This is a genomic window from Bacillus sp. D7-8, assembly GCF_052055895.1.
Taxonomy (GTDB): Bacteria; Bacillota; Bacilli; order Bacillales; family Bacillaceae; genus Bacillus; species Bacillus velezensis.
The window spans coordinates 2,457,753-2,480,639 of record NZ_CP179922.1; the positions used below are offsets into that span (position 1 = coordinate 2,457,753).

The 22,887-nt window shown below is 45.7% G+C and carries 24 protein-coding genes; 3 read left to right on the top strand and 21 right to left on the bottom strand.

Annotated features, from left to right (window positions below; translation table 11 throughout):
- Positions 1 to 9: 9 nt before the first annotated feature.
- Positions 10 to 420, bottom strand: a complete 411-nt coding sequence (locus ACKTRM_RS11925) for a Fur family transcriptional regulator (protein ID WP_003153018.1) — start codon at positions 418 to 420, stop codon at positions 10 to 12.
- A gap of 123 nt (positions 421 to 543) precedes the next feature.
- Entirely contained in the window at positions 544 to 1,425 is an 882-nt protein-coding gene (locus tag ACKTRM_RS11930) for a YitT family protein (protein ID WP_007408296.1), read from the bottom strand.
- A 118-nt stretch (positions 1,426 to 1,543) separates the two neighbouring features.
- Between ACKTRM_RS11930 and ACKTRM_RS11935 the strand changes: the two genes are divergently transcribed.
- Entirely contained in the window at positions 1,544 to 1,798 is a 255-nt protein-coding gene (locus ACKTRM_RS11935; RefSeq protein ID WP_003153013.1) for a DUF2624 domain-containing protein, read from the top strand.
- 32 nt (positions 1,799 to 1,830) lie between these two features.
- Here the strand turns inward: ACKTRM_RS11935 and ACKTRM_RS11940 are convergent, their stop codons facing one another.
- On the bottom strand, positions 1,831 to 2,724 hold the full coding sequence (locus ACKTRM_RS11940) for a deoxyribonuclease IV (RefSeq protein ID WP_012118004.1): 894 nt from the start codon (positions 2,722 to 2,724) through the stop codon (positions 1,831 to 1,833).
- Positions 2,725 to 2,735: 11 nt separating this feature from the next.
- Positions 2,736 to 4,052, bottom strand: coding sequence for a DEAD/DEAH box helicase (locus ACKTRM_RS11945; RefSeq protein ID WP_012118005.1), 1,317 nt, complete (start codon positions 4,050 to 4,052; stop codon positions 2,736 to 2,738).
- A 165-nt stretch (positions 4,053 to 4,217) separates the two neighbouring features.
- Between ACKTRM_RS11945 and vrrA the strand changes: the two genes are divergently transcribed.
- The gene (gene vrrA / locus ACKTRM_RS11950; RefSeq protein WP_012118006.1) at positions 4,218 to 4,913 is read left to right on the top strand and encodes a VrrA/YqfQ family protein; all 696 of its coding nucleotides are present in this window, start codon (positions 4,218 to 4,220) and stop codon (positions 4,911 to 4,913) included.
- Between the two features lie 122 nt (positions 4,914 to 5,035).
- A complete protein-coding gene (locus tag ACKTRM_RS11955) occupies positions 5,036 to 5,980 on the top strand; it encodes a 4-hydroxy-3-methylbut-2-enyl diphosphate reductase (protein WP_012118007.1) in 945 nt (314 codons plus the stop codon).
- Positions 5,981 to 6,000: 20 nt separating this feature from the next.
- Here ACKTRM_RS11955 and ACKTRM_RS11960 read toward each other — a convergent pair whose 3' ends face one another.
- The 17 genes from ACKTRM_RS11960 to ACKTRM_RS12040 all read right to left on the bottom strand — a co-directional run bounded on the left by ACKTRM_RS11960 (position 6,001) and on the right by ACKTRM_RS12040 (position 22,848).
- The gene (locus ACKTRM_RS11960) at positions 6,001 to 7,122 is read right to left on the bottom strand and encodes a Nif3-like dinuclear metal center hexameric protein (RefSeq protein WP_012118008.1); all 1,122 of its coding nucleotides are present in this window, start codon (positions 7,120 to 7,122) and stop codon (positions 6,001 to 6,003) included.
- Positions 7,115 to 7,819, bottom strand: a complete 705-nt coding sequence (locus tag ACKTRM_RS11965; RefSeq protein ID WP_012118009.1) for a tRNA (adenine(22)-N(1))-methyltransferase — start codon at positions 7,817 to 7,819, stop codon at positions 7,115 to 7,117. Before ACKTRM_RS11965 ends, ACKTRM_RS11960 begins: the two co-directional genes overlap by 8 nt.
- Before the next feature lie 125 nt (positions 7,820 to 7,944).
- Positions 7,945 to 8,307: a cytochrome c550 gene (cccA, locus tag ACKTRM_RS11970; RefSeq protein WP_003152999.1), complete on the bottom strand. Its 363-nt coding sequence runs from the start codon at positions 8,305 to 8,307 to the stop codon at positions 7,945 to 7,947.
- A gap of 350 nt (positions 8,308 to 8,657) precedes the next feature.
- A complete protein-coding gene (gene rpoD / locus ACKTRM_RS11975; protein WP_003152998.1) occupies positions 8,658 to 9,779 on the bottom strand; it encodes an RNA polymerase sigma factor RpoD in 1,122 nt (373 codons plus the stop codon).
- Positions 9,780 to 9,971: 192 nt separating this feature from the next.
- Entirely contained in the window at positions 9,972 to 11,783 is a 1,812-nt protein-coding gene (gene dnaG / locus ACKTRM_RS11980; RefSeq protein ID WP_012118010.1) for a DNA primase, read from the bottom strand.
- Between the two features lie 21 nt (positions 11,784 to 11,804).
- Positions 11,805 to 12,311, bottom strand: coding sequence for a YaiI/YqxD family protein (locus ACKTRM_RS11985; protein WP_012118011.1), 507 nt, complete (start codon positions 12,309 to 12,311; stop codon positions 11,805 to 11,807).
- Between the two features lie 255 nt (positions 12,312 to 12,566).
- A complete protein-coding gene (locus tag ACKTRM_RS11990; RefSeq protein WP_003152991.1) occupies positions 12,567 to 13,379 on the bottom strand; it encodes a pyruvate, water dikinase regulatory protein in 813 nt (270 codons plus the stop codon).
- A 25-nt stretch (positions 13,380 to 13,404) separates the two neighbouring features.
- Complete coding sequence (gene ccpN, locus ACKTRM_RS11995; RefSeq protein ID WP_003152989.1) at positions 13,405 to 14,043, bottom strand: transcriptional regulator CcpN; 639 nt, start codon at positions 14,041 to 14,043, stop codon at positions 13,405 to 13,407.
- 100 nt (positions 14,044 to 14,143) lie between these two features.
- On the bottom strand, positions 14,144 to 16,183 hold the full coding sequence (glyS, locus tag ACKTRM_RS12000) for a glycine--tRNA ligase subunit beta (RefSeq protein WP_012118013.1): 2,040 nt from the start codon (positions 16,181 to 16,183) through the stop codon (positions 14,144 to 14,146).
- A complete protein-coding gene (gene glyQ, locus ACKTRM_RS12005) occupies positions 16,176 to 17,063 on the bottom strand; it encodes a glycine--tRNA ligase subunit alpha (RefSeq protein WP_003152984.1) in 888 nt (295 codons plus the stop codon). The genes glyS and glyQ overlap by 8 nt, the downstream gene beginning before the upstream one ends.
- Before the next feature lie 301 nt (positions 17,064 to 17,364).
- A complete protein-coding gene (recO, locus tag ACKTRM_RS12010) occupies positions 17,365 to 18,132 on the bottom strand; it encodes a DNA repair protein RecO (protein WP_012118014.1) in 768 nt (255 codons plus the stop codon).
- Positions 18,133 to 18,168: 36 nt separating this feature from the next.
- Entirely contained in the window at positions 18,169 to 18,312 is a 144-nt protein-coding gene (locus ACKTRM_RS12015; protein WP_007408286.1) for a YqzL family protein, read from the bottom strand.
- A 154-nt stretch (positions 18,313 to 18,466) separates the two neighbouring features.
- Positions 18,467 to 19,372 (bottom strand): GTPase Era, encoded by a 906-nt coding sequence (gene era, locus ACKTRM_RS12020; protein WP_007408285.1) that lies wholly within the window; start codon positions 19,370 to 19,372, stop codon positions 18,467 to 18,469.
- Entirely contained in the window at positions 19,353 to 19,763 is a 411-nt protein-coding gene (locus ACKTRM_RS12025) for a cytidine deaminase (protein ID WP_003152976.1), read from the bottom strand. The genes era and ACKTRM_RS12025 overlap by 20 nt, the downstream gene beginning before the upstream one ends.
- 123 nt (positions 19,764 to 19,886) lie before the next feature.
- Positions 19,887 to 20,261, bottom strand: coding sequence for a diacylglycerol kinase family protein (locus tag ACKTRM_RS12030; protein ID WP_015240233.1), 375 nt, complete (start codon positions 20,259 to 20,261; stop codon positions 19,887 to 19,889).
- Positions 20,242 to 20,715: an rRNA maturation RNase YbeY gene (gene ybeY, locus ACKTRM_RS12035; RefSeq protein ID WP_012118016.1), complete on the bottom strand. Its 474-nt coding sequence runs from the start codon at positions 20,713 to 20,715 to the stop codon at positions 20,242 to 20,244. The genes ACKTRM_RS12030 and ybeY overlap by 20 nt, the downstream gene beginning before the upstream one ends.
- Positions 20,716 to 22,848: an HD family phosphohydrolase gene (locus ACKTRM_RS12040; RefSeq protein ID WP_007408284.1), complete on the bottom strand. Its 2,133-nt coding sequence runs from the start codon at positions 22,846 to 22,848 to the stop codon at positions 20,716 to 20,718.
- Positions 22,849 to 22,887: the final 39 nt, after the last annotated feature.

Below are 22,887 nucleotides of genomic sequence, written 5' to 3' on the forward strand. Positions count from 1 at the left end.
GGAGGTTTTTTATCGGCACGCCGGACAGGTGCCGTAAATTTCAAACTTATGGCCGCTGATTTCATACCCTTCCAAATCATCGTGCAGCTTATCCATCGGACAGGACTCAATTTCCTTCGTTTTCCCGCAGGTTAAACAGATAAAATGGTGATGATGATGGGTATAAGAGCATGTAAAACGGAACAGTTTTTCTCCGGAAAGCTCCGTCGTTTCCAAAATGCCGAGTTCTTCATATAACGAAAGATTTCTGTATATGGTATCAAAGCTCAGACCCGGATAGTCGTCATTTAATGCGGCAAGCACGTTTTTGGCGGTCAGATATTTATCAGAATCAGCAAAAAGCTGCAGCATGTCTTCTCGCTTACTCGTATATTTATACCCTTTTTCTTTCAGCAGGTTCAACGCTTCTTGTACGTTCATGAGGACCTCCCCTTTACAACACGGTATCGCTCCAAAAAGAAAATGGCAGCTGTCTGAACAGCAGGCCATTTTCTTATGATGTATCAAATTATACCTATAAAATGATGAAAAGTAAATGAAAGCCTAGTGAATCGCGGTTTTGAACTTACCGCCCCTCGTTTCATGGGTATTCATGATCGTAATAAAGGCGTTTTTATCAATTTCAAACACAATGGATTTCAATTTAGTCACTTCAAGCCTTGTCACGACCGCGTAAATGACTTCTTTGGTTTCATCCGTATATCCGCCTTTCCCCTGAAGTTTGGTGGTTCCCCGCCCAAGCCGGTGCAATATAGCATCTGAGATCTCAGCATATTGCTCTGCAACAATAATGACCGCTTTTGTTTCATCAAGCCCCTGGATGACGGCGTCAATCGTTTTCATGGCAATATAATAAGTCATGAAAGAATACATTGCCTGCTCCGGACCGAACACAAAACCGGCCCAAATGAAAATAAACACATTGATGAGCATAACGAATTCCCCGACTGAAAAGGGCAGCTTTTTCGTGAGAAGGATACCGAGGATTTCAGTACCGTCCATCGAGCCTCCGTTTCGGATGACAAGGCCTACCCCGAAACCGAGCAAAAGCCCGCCGAATACCGTCGCCAAAATAGGCTGGGTCGTAATGGCCTCCACATGGTGCAATGAGGATTCAATCAGCGCTAAACCGACGATTCCGATAACAGTAGAGATGAGAAATGTTTTTCCGATATATTTATATCCGAAAATCATAAATGGAATGTTGAGTAACACAACGAATAAGGCAAAATTGAGGAGGGGATTGGACATAAAGAGGTGGTCTAAAATTAATGAAACACCGATAATGCCTCCGTCGATAAAATTATTAGGGACCAGAAACAATTCAATACTTACGGCGGCTGAACCCGCCCCGATCAGAATCATAATGACCCTGAAGATAAAGTGTAAAAATGATTCTCTTTTATGCTGTTTATTTGGGGTCATAAAATCTCCTTTCCTATAATAACTATTTTAAACAGTAAGCAACTTTATTTTACCATTAAAAGCTGTAACATTTTAATGATCTGCTCAATACATTATGTCTAAAGAGGTGAAAGTATCGATGATTTTAATACAAAGAATTATTTTGCAGCGGCTCAATCAAGTCACTGCGGACGATCTGCTGAAATATTCCAAGCAATACGGGATCAGCATTACAAGAAGTCAAGCGGCTGAGGTAGCGGCTCTGATGCACGGAAAAAACATCAATATTTTTGATGAACAGGAGCGGCTGCGCCTGCTGAAAAAAGTGGAAACGATAACCTCAAAAGAAACGGCGCGGAAAGTTGACGAACTTTTCAATCAATTTTCAGGGTAAGAAAGGAGGGACACCCGCCCCTCCTTTCTTTCTTATTGAGCTGATATTTTTTCAAGAAGCTCCTTATCAAACTGCTTTTCTTTCAGCATTTCGATTTCAAAACGGTACGGCGGCTTCTTATTTTTCTTGTCTTCGCCTACATACGGTGTTTCGAGGATTTTCGGAATATCGGCAAGCTGCTCGTGATGAACGATGTACTGCAGAGCGTCAAAACCGATCTCTCCGAACCCGATATTTTCATGGCGGTCTTTCCGGGCGCCTTTAATATTTTTACTGTCGTTAACATGAAGGACTTTTATCCGATCGATGCCGACGATTTTATCAAACTCGTTAAGAACACCGTCAAAATCATTAGCGACATCATACCCGGCGTCATGGGTGTGGCAAGTGTCAAAGCAGACGGATAGATGTTCATTATGCGTGACTCCCGCAATGATCTCGGCCAGCTCTTCAAAGCTTCTTCCGCATTCTGATCCTTTGCCCGCCATTGTCTCCAGCGCAATCTGCACGTTTTGCCCGGGAACAATCACTTCGTTTAAACCTTCAATGATTTTTTTGATGCCCGTCTCAGCCCCGGCTCCGACATGCGCCCCTGGATGAAGCACGATCTGTCTCGCGCCGATCGCTGCCGTTCTTTCAATTTCAGAACGCAGAAAATCAACGCCCAGCTCAAATGTTGCCGGATTTGTCGTATTTCCAATGTTAATGATGTACGGCGCATGCACGACAATCTCATCGATGCCGTTTTCCTTCATATGGGCGCGGCCCGCTTCAATATTCAAGTCCTCAATTTTTTTGCGGCGCGTGTTTTGGGGAGCGCCCGTATAGATCATAAATGTGTTCGCCCCGTACGAAACAGCTTCCTTGCTTGCGGCAAGGAGCATATGTTTTCCGCTCATTGAGACGTGTGAACCTATTTTCAGCAACCCGATTCCCCCTACTTTCCTCTGTTAGATTGGTTTCTTCTCTGCTTCTTTTTAATTTTTTCCATTTCGTAGCTCATTTTCTTTTTATAGCCCGGCTTTACTTTTTTCGGCTTTTTTACGAGGCGTTTCGCAATTTGGTCAGCCTCATTTGCCGTCTTTTTGCGATTTTTACGGCGGTGGCGGTCATCGCCTTTCTTCCATTCCCCGTTTACAAGCTCCGCATAGTCAAACACAATGCCCATCTTTTCAAGTCTTGCGAGCGCATCTTCGTCAGAAAGCTCATAAATGGTCAGTGCTTGGCCTGATGAACCGGCGCGTGCAGTTCTTCCGACACGGTGAACATAAAAATCCAAATCGTCCGGAAGCTCGTAGTTGATGACGTGGCTTACGCCTTTAATGTCAATTCCTCTAGCCGCAAGGTCTGTCGCAATGACATAAGTGAATTCCAGATCATTAATCTGCTTCATTACCTTCTTACGCTCACGCGGCGTTAATCCCCCGTGCAGAAGACCGACTCTCATTCCTTTTTCAGTCAGGTATTTCGCAATATGGTCAGCCGTGTTTTTCGTATTTGCAAACACAATGCCCAGATAAGGGTTCAGATGAGACATCATTTCAAAAAGCAGTTTGTCTTTATCACGCTGTTTAGAAGGAACCAACACATGTTCAATCTTTTCGGCTGTGATTCTTTTCGGCTCAACATGCGCGTACTTCGGATTTTCCATATACTTTTTCAAAAACGGCTTCAGCTTTTCCGGAATCGTAGCTGAGAACACAAGCATCTGCAGTTCTTCCGGCATACGCGACCCGATGTAATCAACGTCTTCTAAAAAGCCCATATCAAGCATCAGATCAGCTTCGTCAATGACGAGAGACTGCGCTTTATAGACGTTCAATGCCTGCGCCTTAATCAGATCCGCGATCCGGCCCGGCGTTCCGACGACGAGATGAGGCTGTGTTTTCAGCTTATCAATTGATTTTTGCTTGTCCGTCCCGCCGATGAAGCATTTTGTCCGGATCGGCTCGTCTTCCGCACCCTGTGTAATTTTGAGCGCTTCCTGATGAATCTGATTGGCAAGCTCTCTCGTCGGCGCCGTGATAACGGCCTGTACCGTATCAGAACCCGGATCAATCCGATTCAAAATTGGCAATAAATAGGCGTGGGTTTTCCCCGTCCCCGTCTGGGACTGCCCGATCACGCTTTCGTTTTTCAGTACGGCAGGTATCAGACGCTTTTGAATATCTGTCGGTTCATAAAAACCAAGGCGGTGAACTGCATCTATAATAAACGGTTTTAAATTGTATCCATCAAATTTAGTTTCTTTCATTTTTCCCAGCTCCTTAAAGCGGCACATTCTGTGTCCATCATCACATTATAACCGATTTTACTTAAAAACACCATGTCTTGGGGGAATCCTGTTTTCGAGACAGAAAAGCAAATGCCCCCCCCGATGCATATTGTAATAGCAGAGAGACAGAAAGGAGGTACAAGTATGTTTCCACAGCAGCCGATGAGAAATATGGCGCAGCAGGGACGGCCGTTTATGAATCCGCGTATGATGATGGGAGGAAGACCGTCATTGCCGGGCCGGCAGCTGATGCAGCAGGGCCGGCAGCTTTTCCCTCAGCAGCAGATTGCCGGAGCGGGCCTGAGAAACGCAGGCACGGGCGGCGGAGGGGGCTTAAAAGGGATGCTTTCCCGTTTTTTACCCGGTTCAGGAGGAGGAAGCGCTGCCGCGTCGGCACCGGCGGCGGCCAGCGGAGGAGCAGGTGCAGGACTGCAGGGAATACAGAACCTGGCAAGTCCGGCATCCCTGTCGAGCATGCTCGGCAACGTTCAGAAGGTGCTCGGCGTGGCGCAGCAGGTTACGCCGATGATCCAGCAGTACGGTCCTTTAGTACGGAGTCTGCCCGCCATGATGAAGCTTTACAGCCAATTAAGCAGCAGTGATGACGAGAATGAATCTGACGAGACAAAAGAAACAGACGAACAGGACAAAAAGGATGAAGCTGAAAAAACAGATGAAACAGAAGATGAAAACAAATCAGACGCCTCATCCAAAACATCAAAGAAGACGTCTGAAAAAGCATCCGCTTCAAAAGAAAAAGACGCCGCACAGGCAGACTCAGCGGAACAGCCGCGTCCAAAAAGAACATCGGGCAGATCAAAGCCGAAATTATATATTTAACATTCTTTGATATCTCACGAAAGATTAGCTATAATGAGATCAGAAGAATGCAAGATTTGAGCCGTTTAACTACGGCTTTTTATATTGCCTCTACACTCACTTTTGATAGGAGGACATCTACATTGGACGTTATCAAAATATCGCCGCGCGGCTACTGTTACGGCGTTGTTGATGCCATGGTCATAGCCAAAAACGCGTCACTCGATAAAACACTGCCAAGACCTATATATATACTCGGAATGATTGTTCATAATAAGCATGTCACAGATGCGTTTGAGGAAGACGGCATTTACACGCTTGACGGCACAAACCGTCTGGAGATTTTAAAGCAGGTGGAAAAAGGAACCGTTATTTTCACGGCTCACGGGGTATCTCCGGAAGTAAGAAAAGCCGCTGAGGAAAAAGGGCTTGTTACGATTGACGCCACATGCCCGGACGTCACGAAAACACATGACTTAATCCGAAAAGTAAAAGCTGAAGGCTATCACGTCATATACATCGGTAAAAAAGGCCACCCCGAGCCTGAAGGAGCCGTCGGCGTCGCTCCTGAAATCGTTCATCTCGTTGAAACAGAGGAAGACGTGAGAAATCTCGATATTCAGGCTGAGAAATTAATCGTTACAAACCAAACGACAATGTCCCAGTGGGACGTCCACGATATTATGGAATCAGTCAAAGAAAAGTACCCGTACGTGGAATACCATCAGGAAATCTGCCTGGCCACACAGGTTCGTCAAGAAGCTGTATCAGAGCAGGCAAAAAAAGCGGACTTAACCATTGTTGTCGGTGATCCGAAAAGCAATAACTCCAACAGACTGGCACAAGTGTCAGAAGAAATCGCCGGAACAAAAGCCTACCGAATCGGAGACATCAGTGAACTGAAGCTCGAATGGCTGAAAGACGTCAATACCGTCGCCGTTACCGCAGGCGCATCAACACCGACACCGATTACAAAGGAAGTCATCCGCTTTTTAGAGCAGTTTGACCACAACGATGAATCGACATGGCAGCTTGAACACAGTGTGCCGCTTAAAAAAATCCTTCCGAAAGTAAAAATAAAAAACTGAGGCCCGGGGCCTCAGTTTTTTTATAAGAAAGTAAATGGGTTTGTATCTGTTTCGGAAGCGAAAATGCGCACATCATAGTTTTTCTCTCCGGCCATTGCCGTAAGCTTCTCAGCCGTGCCTTTTCTCATGATCTTTTCAGCATAATGCCCCGGGTCCACGACGTTTAATCCCATCATCATCGCATCATGCGCTACATGGAAATAAAGATCGCCCGTCACGTAAACATCTGCACCTTTCCGCTTTGCCTGATAAATATATTTATTTCCGTCACCGCCAAGAACCGCGACTTTTTTCACCTTGCTGTTTCGCTCTCCGACCATCCGGACTCCGTTAACGTCAAACTTTTCTTTCACAAACAGCGCAAACTCTTCAAGCGTCATTTCTTGCTGAAGTTTTCCGATGCGGCCGAGCCCTTTTTCAAGCGGAGACTGCTCCACCGGATAAATATCATATGCCACCTCTTCATACGGATGGCTTTTTTTCAGCGCTTTTACGACGGTTTTCTCCATACTTGCCGGAAAAACGGTCTCAAGTCTCACTTCATGGACGAGTTCCAGCTCTCCCGTCTGTCCGATAAACGGTTCTGCCCCTTCCAGCGGCTTAAAGCTGCCGATTCCCTCAGAGGAGAACGCGCAATGGCTGTAATTGCCGATATGTCCCGCTCCGGCGTTGCCAAGTGCAGTTCTTACAGCTTCTTCATAGTCTTTCGGAACATATACGGCAAGCTTTTTCAGCGGATCCGAATATGTCGGGACGAGCACTTCTGTGTCTGTCAGGCCGAGAGCTTCGGCAAGCAGATCATTCACACCGCCGTCCGCTACATCAAGATTCGTATGAGCCGCATATACGGCAATATCATGCTTTATACATTTCTCAATCAGTCTTCCGCCAGGCTGATCAGTGGTGATCTGTTTAAGCGGCCGAAAAATCGGCGGATGGTGGGCGATAATTAAGTCAACTTTTTTCTCAATGGCTTCATCTACCGTTTGTTCCAGAACATCCAGTGTCACCATGACATTTTTCACCGGCTTATTCAATGTACCGATCTGCAGGCCGATTTTATCTCCTTCCACCGCAAAAGCCTTCGGTGAAAATTGTTCAAACAGCTGGATGATTTCCTGTCCGTTCACATGTTTAAGCATGTCCGATTACCTCCTTCAGCAGAGAAATCCGCTCTTTCAATTCAGCTAATTTTTCATGATTTTCATGCTTTGCGCTGCGGCTGATCTGTTCATAAATTTGTTCAGTATGCTTAAGTTCCTGGCTCCATTTCCGAAGAAACACTTCATTCCTCTCTTTTAATAAAAACGGACCCGCGAGCATTCCGGCAGCCATCGGCACGTCCCGATACGGCGCATCACGGTCGCCAGTTTCCGCAACGAGGATTTCATAACACTTTCCGTCTTCTTCGAGAATCACTTCATCAATCAGTTCATAGCCTTCCTGATACAGCCACTCTCTTATATGAACGGCATGAATATTCGGCTGCAGAATCAGCCGTTCACGCCCCGTCAATTTCGTTTTTCCGGACTCCAAAATATGAGCGATCAGCGCTCCGCCCATGCCGGCGATTGTAATGGCGCCGGCTTCTCCTTTTTCAAGGACGCTCAGCCCGTCACCTTTCCTTACGGAGATAAGAGTGCTTAAGTCCAGTTTTTCCACCTGCTGTTTGGCGGATAGAAACGGTCCGTCTGTAATTTCACCGGCGATTGCCCGGCTTGCCAAATGATTCAAAACGGCATAGCAAGGAAGATACGCGTGGTCCGACCCGATATCAGCAACCAGGGCACCCGGAGGGATATATTCCGCCACAGACTGCAATCTTTTAGATAACTTCATTTCATTCACAATATCACAACTTTTCTCAGGTTCTTTTTCCTTTACTATCATATAAAAAAACCGCCCGGAATCCAAGCGGCGGATAGAGTTTTTCATATGTCTTTTATATAGGGACCGGTAAAGCTTTATTTAATGTCAGAAACCCATTTTGCCATGTCATCCAGCTTTTCGGCCGGCACAAGTCCCGCGGGCATCCCGTTGCCGCCTTTTTCAATTTTTGTTTTAATCTCAGCGACATCTTTTCTTTTGCCGACGCCTTTTAAGTTCGGCCCTGACACACCTTCATAGTTTTCCCCGTGACAGGTGATGCAGTTCGCTTTATAAATCTCTTCAGGTGAAGCGTTTGCAGTTTCCTTCTCGGCATTTTTGCTTTCACCGCCGCTTGCGATCTGATGCGCATCTCCATTGCCTTTTACAGCTAAAAAGAAAGTCAGCCCTATTCCCAGCACTGCAATGAGCAAAAAAGGAATCAGCGGATTCCACTTCATATCTCCATCCCCCTTTTTCATTCTCCCCCTATGTAAACACTTCTAATTCTAACTTATTTTTACAAAAAGTAAATGGTCTTGCTCAGCAATTTCATTGATTTCACAATTTATACAAAAAGCAAAAATAACTGTTTTGTTTATCACAAAATTATCTTTATTCTATTGTATAATGAATTGTATACGCTTACAATAAAGAATATAAATAAACTTATCTCATTTTCCCCCTTTCAGGACATGCCGCATTTTTTCCAAACTCATTTGCAAAACATATGCTTATCCAGTAAAATAAAGGTATATTATCCATATATCTTATACATAAAAAAGAACGGATCAAAAAGACCCGTTCCATTCTATTCGAGAAAATCCTTCAGACGTTTGCTTCTGCTCGGATGTCTCAATTTGCGAAGCGCTTTTGCTTCAATTTGGCGAATACGCTCTCTCGTTACTCCAAACACTTTGCCTACTTCTTCCAAAGTTCTTGTGCGTCCGTCATCCAGACCGAAACGGAGACGCAGCACGTTTTCTTCACGATCTGTCAACGTATCCAGCACATCTTCCAGCTGTTCTTTTAAAAGCTCATATGCCGCATGATCCGACGGAGATGTCGCTTCCTGGTCTTCGATGAAGTCACCGAGATGTGAGTCGTCTTCTTCACCGATCGGCGTTTCTAAAGAAACAGGCTCTTGAGCAATTTTTAATATTTCACGGACTTTTTCAGGTGTAAGATCCATGTCTTCAGCAATCTCTTCCGGTGTCGGCTCTCTGCCAAGATCCTGAAGAAGCTGACGCTGCACCCGGATTAATTTGTTGATGGTTTCCACCATGTGAACCGGGATACGGATTGTTCTCGCCTGGTCAGCGATGGCGCGTGTAATCGCCTGTCTGATCCACCAAGTCGCATACGTACTGAATTTATATCCTTTACGGTAGTCAAACTTCTCGACGGCTTTCATGAGACCCATGTTTCCTTCTTGGATCAAGTCTAAGAAAAGCATGCCGCGGCCGACATACCGTTTAGCAATGCTGACAACTAAACGAAGGTTTGCTTCAGCCAGTCTGCGTTTAGATTCCTCGTCACCCTCTTCAATTTTTTGAGCGTAGGTGATTTCTTCTTTAGCAGAAAGAAGATTTACCCGTCCGATTTCCTTAAGGTACATGCGGACTGGATCATTGATCTTTACGCCAGGCGGTACGCTGAGGTCATTAAGGTCAAATTCTTCTTCGGCTTTGGCAAGCTGTTGAATATTAGGATCTTCCGTTTCTTCATTTTCACTAATTAATTCAACACCTTGTTCTCCTAAAAATTCATAATACTCATCCATTTGGTCTGATTCAATTTCAAAGCTGGACATGCGTTCAGCAATTTCTTCATATGTTAAAACGCCACGTTTTTTTCCAGTTTCAGTAAGCTGCTCTTTTACCTGGTCTAATGTAAGTTCTGTTTCTGTTTCGTGGGTTTGTTTATCAGCCATTATGGATCCCTCCTTCCAAAGCTTGCAACGAATTCTAAAAGCGGTATGTTTCTTATCCGACCCGGAAGCCTTCTCTCTTTTTCAGCATGCAGGGCTGCGGATAATAAATGACAATTCATGATGAGGTTAAGCGATCTATTTGCTCCTCCGCAAGGAATCATTGCCAATCAGAACGCAAGCCTCTTTTTGGTGTTACTTTAATGATCGGTTCAATGCAACAATTTCTTGAGCCAGAGACGCAGCTTTCACGAAGTCTTTCTGCCTCTCCGCATCCGCTCTTTCTGCTTCTTTTTCCTTTATCATTGACCATTTTCGGTGATCCAACACTTTTTTTACGTAATCGGATAACTCGGCCTCTGAGAGCTCCTCGTTTACTTGGAGCATCCCTATATCTGAAAGCAGCTGGCTGATTTCCTCATCCTGCATTCTCGCCATAAGATGCTGCGGCGTCATGTCAGCGCCCTCTTCATAAACAGCGTACAGGTATGCTGCCAGCGCACGATGTCCGTCAATGTTAAATTCAAAGCCGACACGCTCAATCACTTTCTTTATGACGTTTCGGTCTCTCAGCATATGAGCGAGCAGAAGTCTTTCCGCGTTCTCATAGGCGGGACGGAGACGGCGCCGTTTCGCTTTTGTCGTCACCCGGGCCCGCCTTGTCTGCGGTTCGGCGTTTTTGTCGCCGGGGGCGTTTTGTCTGGCGTAGATGGAAAGCTGTTCCGTCAAAGATTCTACCGAAAGAGAAAATTCTGAGGCGAGCTGCTTCACATACATTTCCTGCTCAAGCGACCCGGAAAGAGCGCTGATTTCTTTCAGCACTTCTTTCATGTAAGCGAGCCGGTCTCCTTCGTCAGATAAGTTTTTCCCTTTGCGGAAATACTGCATTTTAAAAGCCATGACCGTAACGCTTGCATCAATGATATCGGTCCGGAATTTTTCTCCGCCCCGGATTCTGATATAATCATCAGGATCAAGTCCGTCAGGCAGCATGCTTACTCTTACCTTACAATCGGCTTTCTGGAGCAGGCCGGCCGCTTTCAGCGTAGCTTCGTACCCGGCTTTATCCGAATCGTAGCAGAGAATGACCTCCTGAACATTTCTCCTGAGGATTTTCACATGTTCTTCGGTGAGCGACGTCCCCATTGTGGCGATACTTTCTTTTACGCCCGAGCTGACGGCGGATATGACGTCAGCGAAGCCTTCAAACAGAACGGCTCTCTCCTCTTTCCTGATCGGCAGGCGCGCCTTATGAAAGTTATACAGCAGCTTAGATTTATGAAACAGCGGCGTTTCCGGGCTGTTCATATATTTCGGCTGCTGGCTTCCGAGCGCCCTTCCTGAAAAAGCCGCCACGGCTCCGTGGTGATCATGAATGGGAAACATAATTCTGTTTCTGAAACGGTCAAAATACCCGCTGCCGTCTTCCCTTCTGATCAGCAGACCCGCTTTTTCCATCAGTTCTTCCTCAAAACCGCGCTTTTTCAAGAATTTCGTCATGAAATCCCAGGAATCCAGCGCGTAGCCGATTTCAAACTCATCTATGAGCTCTTTCGTAAAACCCCTTGATAAAAGGTAATCTAATGCTTCCTGGCCTTCCTTTGTATTTATTAGCAAATGATGGTAAAATTTCTTCAGAAGCTCGTGGGCTTCCGCCATCTTCTGCTCTCCGGAAGATTCCGGCCTGGATGCAGAGTGAATCGTTATATCATCAGGGAAATCAATCTGATATTTATCCGCAAGGTGAGAAACAGCTTCCGTAAATGAATAACCTTCCATCTGCCGTAAGAAAGAGAAAACGTTCCCGCCCGCACCGCATCCGAAGCAATGAAAGATCTGCTTATCGCTGGAGACGGAAAACGAGGGCGTGTTTTCCCCGTGAAACGGACAGAGCCCAAAGTAGTTGCGGCCTTGCTTTTTCAATTGGACATAATCACCTATGACTTCAACAATGTCTGCTGACTGCTGCACCTGATTAACTACTTCATCTGGTATGCGGTTTCCCATCTTATAACACTCCGTCGTACATTATTCGATGTTTTGATTTGAAATCCCTTCATCATTCGACAGGATTTTTTTAAGCAGGGTAACAAATCGATTCCGATCTTCTTTATTTAATTTTTTAGGTCCTTTGGAATGAATGCCGCTTCTTCTCATTTTGCCTGACATATGACGGCTCATCAGAGCGAAGTCAATCGTGTCTTCAGTATAAGAACGGCCCCTTTCCGATAAGACGGCAATATTTCTGTTCAGCAAAAGAGAGGCTAAACCGATATCCTGCGTGACTACGACGTCTCCCGATCTCACATGGTTTGCGATATATAAGTCTGCCGCTTCTTTATGAGGATCAACGTATACCCAGTTCTCGTCTTTGCTTCTGGAAAGCTGGTAGTGTTCAAATGATGCGACGAAAATAACCCGAACGCTGACTTGCGATGCAATGAGCATTATTTCCTCTTTTACGGGGCATGCGTCTGCATCGACAAAAATCGTCTTTTCTTTTTCATTTAGAAGACTAATTCTCCATCCCTCCATCAATCTCCTGCATAAAAACAAGCGAAATCGCATATGCTCCATGACTGCGGATCTATTTTGAGCTTTGTCGAAAAATTTCCGGGAGTTATTCTTGACATCTTACCCATAATAGTTTATTCGTATCACACGAAGCTTAAACCTAAAAATAAACATTTTATCACAATTTTTTATTATAATACAAACTTCGCGAAGATGCCATCCTTTTTGTTTATTCCCTATTTGCATACCCAAAAACCCAGGATAAAGCGTCCTGAGTTATCGGCCCTTTGTTTTGAGGTGATGAATGATGTTCGCTGTTTCCTCGACCGCTTTATTCGAAACGTCAACGACTTGGCAGCCGATCCGGTCCACGATTTTCTCAAAATACTCCAGCTCTTCTTTAATTCTGTTGATATTGGCGTAAATGGCTTTGTCATTTAAGCCGAGAGATTTTAACCGTTCTTTTCGTATATGGTTCAGTTTATCAGGGCTGATTTTTAAGCCGATGCATTTTTTCGGATCAACGCTGAACAGTTCTTCCGGCGGATCGACCTCAGGAACGATCGGCACATTGGCCACTTTCAGACGCTTATGGGCAAGATATTGTGATAATGGGGTTTTAGACGTTCTGGATACTCCGAGCAGGATGATATCGGCTTTTAAAATGCCTCTTGGATCCCTGCCATCGTCATATTTGACGGCAAACTCGATCGCCTCGACCTTTTTGAAATAATCTTCATCAAGCTGGCGGACGCGGCCCGGTTCATATTTGGCGGTCAGACCGTAAGCCGATTCCATTTTATCGATGAGCGGACCGATAATATCGTAATACAGCACATTCGCTTTTTCCGCTTGTTCAACCAGGTATTTGCGCATTTCAGGAACAACGAGCGTAAAACAAATAATGCCGCCGTCCGCTTTGGCGAGAGACACGACTTCATTAATGGTGCCGATATCTTCCACATAAGGTATTCTTCTGATATGCGTATCATCGGCTGAGCCGTTAAACTGGCTGAGCGAGGCTTTTACAACGAGTTCGGCGGTTTCTCCGACTGAGTCTGATACTACATAAATGATGCGATTGTCCATGTTATCCCCCCGTTAGTTTTCAAGCTTATATGATTTCATTTTCTGATAAACTGACAAGTATCTTAGTCATATTGGTTTTGGTAAACCGGCCGATGACCTCAAAGCCTTTATCCGTATCTTTAATAACGGGCAGGGCATCGATCTGTTTTTCAATTAAATACTTGGCGATGTCCATCACATAATCGTCACGCCGGCAGACGGCGATATTCGGCATTCTTGTCATGATAATATGAACCGGTATTGAGGCAAGTTCCTGCTGGCCGATGCTCGCCCGCAGCAAATCTTTGCGTGACAGCACACCGACTAAGACAGCATCACGATCTACGACAAATAACGTGCCGACATCTTCTAAAAACATGGTGCAGATGGCATCGTATACCGAGACATTCTCATTGATGACAACAGGGATCGATTGAAAATCTTTCACTTGCAGCTTTTTCAGTTTATCCGCAAGCAGCTGATTTCCCGTTTTCCCCGTATAAAAATAACCGACCCGCGGACGGGCCTCTAAGAAGCCTGACATGGTGAGTATGGCCAAGTCCGGCCGCAGCGTGGCCCTCGTTAAATTGAGCTGTTCTGCGATATGCTCTCCGGTAATCGGGCCGTTTTCCTTTACAATCTGTAAAATTTGTTCTTGCCGTTTATTTAATTCGATCGTACTCACCACCTTAATGGAAGGGTTTCTTTATCTATGTTTTCATTCTGTGATGTTTATGTAAAAGGGGAAAAGACGATTGCCGATCACACAGCAACCGTCTTTTTCTTTATTTTACAATAAGATGATTCATATTAGCAAAAGACTTGATCACATCTGCAAGAGCGGTCATTTGCGCTAAACGGTTGGTTTTTAATGCTTCATCGTCCGCATTTACCATCGTGTGATTAAAGTAGTCTTCAATCGGCTCCTTTAATCCGCTGAGCACGGCAAGCGCCTGTTCATAGTTTTTGGAGGCAAAGCTTTCCGCGACACTGTCTTTTGTTTTTTGATAAGCGTCAAACAGCTTTTTCTCCTGTTCATTTTCAAACAGATCCGGATTGATATCGCGGCTCTCGCCTTTTTTGCTGATGGAGATGACCCGGCCGAGTGATTCAGCCGTTTCTTTAAAGCCGGGTGTGCCGAGGTGCTTCTCAAGCACTCTTGCCTTATGAACGGCTGCATATGGCTCAAGCTCTGTGCTGTCCAGAACGGCTTCAATAACGTCATGACGGATGTCTTCAGCGTTTAAGACGTATTTCAGACGCTGTGTAAAGAAATCGAGGAGCTCATTTTCTTTTTCCGTTTCTGTCAATGACAGCAGCTCTTTAAAAGAAATGCCCCAATTGCGGTCGATCAGAATGGAAACGATGCCGCTTGCCTGACGGCGCAATCCGTACGGATCCTGAGAACCTGTCGGAATTACGTCAATGCTGAAGAAGGAAGCAATCGTGTCTAGTTTATCAGCTAACGCCACGACCGCGCCGGTAAAGGTTGAAGGCACTTCTCCCCCGGCCGCTCTCGGCATATAGTGCTCATTGACAGCGGCAGCGACGGCATCATCTTCACCGAGCATGCGCGCATATTTTTCTCCCATCACGCCTTGAAGCTCTGGGAACTCATAGATCATATGTGTAACCAGGTCAAATTTAGAAATCTCTGCGGCGCGCTTCACAAGTTTTTGCGTCTGTTCATCCGCTTTCAGGCGGACGGCAAGTTTGCCCGCAATGGCGGTCACTCTTCTTACTTTATCTCCAAGGGAGCCGAGCTCTTCATGGAAAACGATATTTTCCAGTTTCTTCACATTTTCATCAATGTTCAGCTTTTGGTCTTCTTTGTAGAAGAACGCAGCATCTGAAAGCCTTGCTCTCAGCACTTTCTCGTTTCCGCGGGCAACATTTTCAATTGCATGGCTGTTCCCGTTTCTTACCGTAATAAAATGAGGAAGCAGATTCCCGTTTTCATCTTTTACCGGGAAGTAGCGCTGATGCTCTTTCATTGTTGTCACAAGCACTTCTTCAGGGATAGAAAGAAACTCGGATTCAAAAGATCCGTAAAGCGCCGTCGGGTATTCCACCAGATGGTTGACTTCGTTCAGCAGATCCTCATCGATCGGAATGTTCCATTTCTTCTCGGCTGCAAGCGCGTCCAGCTGGCTTTGGATCATTTGTTTGCGTTCTTTCGGGTCAGCAATGACGCTTTGTTCTTTCAGCAGCTTTTCGTATGATGACGGTGCATCAACAGATACTTCTTGGCCGAGAAAGCGGTGTCCCTGCGTGTTCCGGCCCGTTTCTACATTTGTGATTTTAAACGGAATGACGTCTTTTCCAAAGAGAGCGATAATCCATTTGATCGGACGGATATAGCGCAGATCCTGCGTGCCCCAGCGCATGTTTTTCGGAAAATGCATTCCGGCAATCAAATTTTCCAGCTGCGGTAAAAGTGTCTTCGTCTCTTGTCCCGCCTGGAATTTTTGAACGAAGACATATTCCGTGCCGTTTACATCTTTTATATACAGGTCATCCACTCCGGCGCCTTGGCCTTTTGAAAATCCGATAGCGGCTTTTGTCCAGTTTCCGTCAGCATCCAGAGCGATTTTTTTCGCAGGGCCTTTTGCTTCTTCCTGAATATCAGCCTGTTTTTCTGCTACGTCTTTTATATATACTGCCAGACGTCTCGGCGTATTAAAAAGTTTCACTTCGCCGTGGGCGATATTTTTTTCAGCCAGCCAGCCGGTCAGCTTTTCACCGAGCTGCACCATGCTGTCATGTAAAAACCGCGCCGGCATTTCCTCGAGTCCGATCTCTAAAAGCAAGTCTTGTTTACTCATGGGAAGAGCCCTCCTCTTTAAGCATTGGGAACCCTAATTTTTCCCGTTCTTCATAATACGTTTTTGCCACTTTTCTCGCTAAGTTGCGGACACGGCCGATATAACCCGTCCGCTCCGTCACCGAGATCGCGCCTTTTGCATCGAGCAGATTAAATGTGTGAGAGCATTTCAGCACATAATCATAGGCCGGATGCACGAGCCCGTTATCCATTTGTCTGATCGCTTCTTTTTCATAGGTGCTGAACAAATGGAAAAGCATATCCACGTCAGATGTTTCAAAAGTATAAACGGAATGCTCATATTCAGCCATCATAAATAAATCTTTCACAGTAAATCCTGACGTCCATTCAAGATCAAAGACGTTTTCTTTATCCTGAATATATGACGCGAGACGTTCAATACCATATGTGATTTCAACGGATACCGGTTTACATTCAATTCCGCCCACCTGCTGGAAGTATGTAAACTGAGTAATTTCCATCCCGTCAAGCCATACTTCCCAGCCGAGACCTGCACAGCCTAAAGACGGGTTTTCCCAGTTGTCTTCTACGAAACGGATATCATGTTCAAGCGGGTCAATGCCGAGCGCACGCAATGAATCAAGGTAAAGCTCTTGAATGTTATCAGGCGACGGCTTGATAATGACTTGGAATTGGTGATGCTGATAGAGCCTGTTCGGGTTTTCACCGTACCGTCCGTCAGCAGGCCGCCTGGACGGCTCAACGTAAGCCACTCTCCACGGTTCCGGCCCGATGCTTCGTAAAAATGTATACGGGCTCATTGTGCCTGCGCCTTTCTCCACATCATACGACTGCATGAGCACACAGCCTTCATTCGACCAGTGCTTCTGCAAGGTTAAAATCATATCTTGAATGTTCATTTCAAGCACCTCCACTTTCTCCATTCTTTTACAAGTGCGGCGGCAACCAAAAAACTCCCGTCTCTATGCTTGCCGGCCGCAAACATAGGGACGAGAGTTCTCCCGCGGTTCCACCCTAGTTGCTGAGGATGTGAATCACTCAGCCTCTTTTTAAAGGGTTGCTCGAGAATGCCTTTCGTTGCGCGCTCATCCTTAGCTTACACTGCCCTAAGGTCGCTTGTATGAGTTGGACGCAAGTACTTCTTTCTGTCACTGCAACATATTTTATAATAAATGATCATATAAAAAGATGGGCAGAATGTCAACTTTTGTTTTCATCCAAAAGGTTCTTCATGCTTTCCATCTGATCTAAAAACCGTTTTGACTTTAAATAAAGTCCTGAATATTCCTCGTAATACAGATCAATGACCCGTTTAATTTCGTTTTTGGTTTCCTGTTTTAACGAGACGCTGCCGAGCCTTCCGATATCAAAGTAATAAAAAAGCCTTAGCAGCCTTGCCGTTTGCGGCGACATCGGAACTCTGTACGGATCCTTTTCAAAGCAGCGGTGGCAGATAAACCCGTTATCTCTTATCGAAAAATGAAACGTCCCTTCCCCGCTTTTGCAGTGGACACAATGATTCAGCTCCGGATACAGCCCCATGACGCCGAGCATTTTCATCTGCACGATGAAGGTGATCACGTCCGGGTCAGTCCCGTCATTCAGCCTCTTAAAGGATTCGAGAATCAATTCGAATAAATAGGGGTTCGGTTTCTTCTCTTCCGTTCCTTTGTCAGTGAGTTCAGCGATAAAAGCGGCATACGCCGTCAAAAATAAATCTTCTCTGATCGTTCTCATGCTGAGAATCATTTCACCCTGCTGGAGCGTGCCGAGTCCGGATGTTCTTTGCATTAAAAATGACCCGTACAAAAACGGCTGGCTGACTGCTGACAGCCGGCTGGCTGACTTCCTGGCGCCCCTTGCCATGACGCCGATTTTGCCGTGTTCCCTCGTCAGCAATGTCACGATTTTATTCGTCTCCCCGTAGTCATTCGTACGGAGCACGATTCCTTCACATTTAGTCAGCATTTCCGCACCTTCCAACAATGGGAGGGGCCAAGAGGTTTACAAAATTGGAAAATCAATTCGGGCTAGCTCATCTTCCGGTTCTTCGGGTCTTTCCAGGTTCTCTTTTTCCAGTTCTTTAAAAAGAAGGTACGTATCAACACTTCCTGTTTGAGAAAATACGTTCCAGGTAAAATTCAACACAAAAAACCCACCTTTCATCATTAAACTAGCTTGCAATCCAAATTCTTACCCTTATCTTGACCTGATGTCCTCCTTTTCATGTTAAACAAATTTTGCTAACGAATCCCTGCTTCTGTGAGGTAATCTCACACCTCAGGCATGCGCCTTAGATGAATTAATATTCATCCTCTTTGAAGCCGAAATCACGCAGCTGAGACATTTTATTCCGCCAGTCCTTCTGCACCTTCACCCATAATTCCAGGTAAACGCGTGAGCCCAAAAGAGCTTCAATATCAGCCCGCGCTCTTTTGCCGACTTCTTTCAGAAGCGCTCCTTTTTTGCCGATGACGATGCCTTTTTGAGAATCCCGCTCGACCACAATGGTGGCGGCGACATGGACGGAGCCGTTTTCCTGCCCTTTAATGGACTCGATAGCGACAGCGATGCTGTGCGGCACTTCTTCCCTTGTCAGATGGAGCACCTTTTCCCTGATCAGTTCAGAAATAATGAACCGCTCGGGATGGTCAGTCACCTGATCGCTCGGATAGAACTGAGGCCCTTCCGGTAAATACGCTTCAATCTGCGCGAGAAGGGTTTCGACGTTGTTCCCTTCCAAAGCTGAGATCGGCACGATTTCCTTAAACGGATAGCGCGTACGGTACTCATCAATTAAAAGAAGCAGCTGGTCAGGATGGATCTTATCAATTTTGTTAACGATCAGAAAGACCGGTGTAGACGTCTGTCCGAGCTTTTCAATGATAAACTCGTCGCCTTTTCCGTACCCTTCTTCGGCGTTAATCATAAATAACACCAAGTCAACTTCTTTCAGCGTATTCTGCGCCACTTTCATCATAAAGTCGCCAAGCTTGTGCTTTGGTTTGTGAATGCCCGGTGTATCAATAAAAATGGTCTGCGACGTGCCGGTTGTCAGCACCCCTTGGACTTTATTTCTTGTCGTCTGGGGTTTGTCGCTCATGATGGCGATCTTTTGACCGATGACCCTGTTTAAAAAGGTAGACTTTCCTACATTCGGCCTTCCGATGATAGATACAAATCCTGATTTAAAGCTTTCGTTCGTCATGTAAATCCTCCGATGAAAATGCGCCTGGTAATAATTCTTCCGCAGTCATTTCTTTTATTTGTCCTTGTAAGTTGGTCAGAATAACAAGCATATCCTTTGAGCACAGCTCGGAAATTACTTGTCTGCAGGCTCCGCACGGCGAAACCGGTCCCGGAGTATCCGCAGCCACGGCGAGCATCGCAAATTCCGTATCCCCCTCGGAAACAGCTTTGAATATCGCCGTGCGTTCAGCACAGTTGCACATGCTGTATGCCGCATTTTCGATGTTGCAGCCTCTGTACACTTTTCCGTCTTTGGTAAGAAGAGCGGCTCCCACTCTGAAATTTGAATACGGCACATACGCTGTGTCCCGCGCTTTTAATGCTTCTGCAATCAATTCTTGTCTGTTCATGTGTACTTAATTCCTCTCTTACCTTTATCCTGTATGATACCGCTGTCACTTTTATTTTACATAATTATGATTGGTTTTTCACGCCCATTTTTGGCAATGTAAAATAATTGTAAGAATCTTCTGCTAACATATCTTCGGCAAGAAGATGAGTAAACCAATGATACACGATATCACGGCAAAGACGCAAACGGCTCCGGCGGCCGCGTCCTTTGCCGCTTTTGCGAGCGGGTGATACTGATCGGTAACTAAATCCACAACATGCTCTATCGCGGTATTTAACAGCTCCAAAGCAAGCATTCCTCCGATCAGCATCAAAACAACGGCCCATTCGGCTGTGCTCAGCCCGGTGAGAAAACCGCAAACGATAACGGCGCAGGCCGCGGTAATATGAAATTGAAAATTCCGCTCTGACCGCGCCGTTTTCCAGATTCCCCTCCATGCATGGACAAAGCTCTTCAGGAACCTGCTCCACTCGTTTTTATGATCTCGTGAGTCCATACTCATCCAGCAAATCCTTTTGCTTTGAAAACATTTCTTCCTCTTCTTCTTTTGTCATGTGATCATAGCCAAGCAAATGCAAAAAGCCGTGCACGGCCAGAAAACCGAGCTCTCTCATAAATGAATGGCCGTACTCTTCCGCCTGCTCTTTCGTTCTGTCAGCGCTGATGATAATATCTCCTAAAACAGGCGGCATGTCGGCGCCTACGATTTCAACCTCGTCTTCGCCTTCTTCTTCAAGCGCAAACGAAATGACGTCAGTCGGAGTGTCTTTTCCCCGGTAGTCTCTGTTGATTTCTCTGATTTCCTCATTTGTCACAATCGTGACCGATACTTCAGCCTGGTCCTGAACGCCTTCTTTTTCCGCCGCGAATTGAAGCAGCTTCTCCACTTCTTGGAGCGCATCAGCTGAGACGCTGTTCGTTTCATCAACAATATCTATGAGTAAACTCATTTATTTCACCTTCTTCGTAGCCTCCGGATATTCAATCCGGGAGTGGAAAATTCCTTTTAAAGTCGCACATAGTGTTTTTGCGATCGTATCCAGTTCTCGGAATGTGAGGTCACATTCTGAGAATTGTCCGTCCTGAAGCTTATCGGATATAATTCCCCGCACCAGTTTTTCGATCCGCTCGGGATTGGGATTATGCATGGAACGGACGGCGGCTTCAACGCTGTCGGCCACTGAGATAATAGCCGCTTCTTTCGATTGCGGCTTCGGCCCCGGGTAGCGGAACTCTTTCTCTGTAATCTGGTCGCCCTTTTCTTTCGCTTTATAATAAAAGAATTTTAAAAGGGACGTTCCGTGATGCTGCTCCGCGATATCCACAAGCTCTTTCGGAAACTTATAGCTTCTGAGCATATTCGCACCGTCTGTCGTATGTGCGATAATGATATTTTTACTGAGCTGCGGAGACAGCTTGTCATGCGGATTATCCATATTCATCTGATTTTCAATAAAATATTGCGGACGTTTCGTTTTGCCGAGATCGTGATAATACGCTCCGACCCGTGCTAAAAGACCGTTTGCCCCTACGGCTTCACAAGCCGCTTCCGACAGATTTGCCACCATGACGCTGTGATGATATGTACCGGGTGTTTCCGTTAAAATCTTTCGAAGCAGGGGATGATTCGGATTAGACAGTTCAATCAGCCTCATTGTTGAAAGAATGCCGAATCCCGTCTCAAAAAACGGCATCAGACCGATAATCAAAACGGATGAAGCAAGTCCCGAGACGACCCCCATCAGCATCAGCGTTCCGATTTCAACCGGTGACAGCGCCGTATTTTGTATTAATAAAAGCGACAGCACGATAATCATATTAATAAATGAGACGAACAGTCCCGTCTGCAATATTTTTGACCTCGCATTATGTTTTCCCAAAAACAGAATGCCTGAAATGCTGCTGATTAAATAGTAAATGCCGATGACGTAATTAAATGTTCCCGTCACACCCTGATTAAACATCATACTGCCGCAGATCGCCAGAATGATGCTTCCTAAAATGGCGAGCCTTTCATTGAGCAGCAGCCTGATTAAAATCGCACCGGCGGCGATCGGCACAAGATAGCCGATATTGGTGTATTCAATCTTCTGAAAGAGACTGACGACTTCCATAATGACGAGAATAAGCGTTGTAATGATAGAAAACAGCAAAAGAGATTTATTTTTCAGCTTAAGCTCCTGCTGCTGTTTCTCAAAATAGTAGACAAGCGTGGCAATAAACAGGCCGATCATCAGAAGGAGACCGCTGATCGGTTTTAACAGGTTGGAATTATTCAAAAGACCCGTCAGTTCAAGCTTCCTGTACACTTCCCGGTCAATCAGATCATTCTCTTCCACGAGAACCTGTCCCTGTTTGATCTGTACCGGCTGGACGCTGTCTGACGCTTCCTGGCGTTTTTCATCCGTCGCTTTCGGATCAAATACGTAATTCGGGATGACCGCGTATTTTCCGATTTCAGTCGCAGCCGCTAAATATTTTGACGGCACAGAAGCGCTTTTCAGCTCTTTTGCGACCTTATCCTTCGCTTCAGCAAGCTTTTCAGAAGGAATTTCACTGCTCATCACCGTATTCACCGCGGTAATGACGGAATCCCTCACAAATGAGAAATCTTCATTGTTTGCATGGAGAAGCGATTTAATGGCATCTTCCGAGACGGATTCATTGACATCCTGTGTCAGCTTGTTTTTCACCGATTTTACCAGTGATTTTTCCGAAGGTGATTTTTTGTCTTTTTCCGCATCTTTTTTCACTTCGCCGATGCTGTCAAAAATGGAAGTGATCAGGTCAAGCCGATTGTCGGTATAGCCTTTTTTCAGAGTGTATTGATCTTCCACCGCATCTTCGGCCGCCTGTTTTTTCGATTCCGTCGCCTGCTGATCTTCCACTGTGGCGGGCGCGTAAATCGTCTTATCACTGACTGCAAACAAATCCAAATTAAGTGATTCAGGTTTTACATGAATAAAGAGCAAACCAAACATGATCGCTGAAAGCAGCAGGTACAGCAGCACATGGGCTGAGCGGGCATGTCTGAAACTGCGGAACCGTTCCCGGGCGCTTTTGCCCTTTCCCTTCTTTTTCAAAACAAGAACCTCCTCCCTGAAACATCAGGAACACATCAT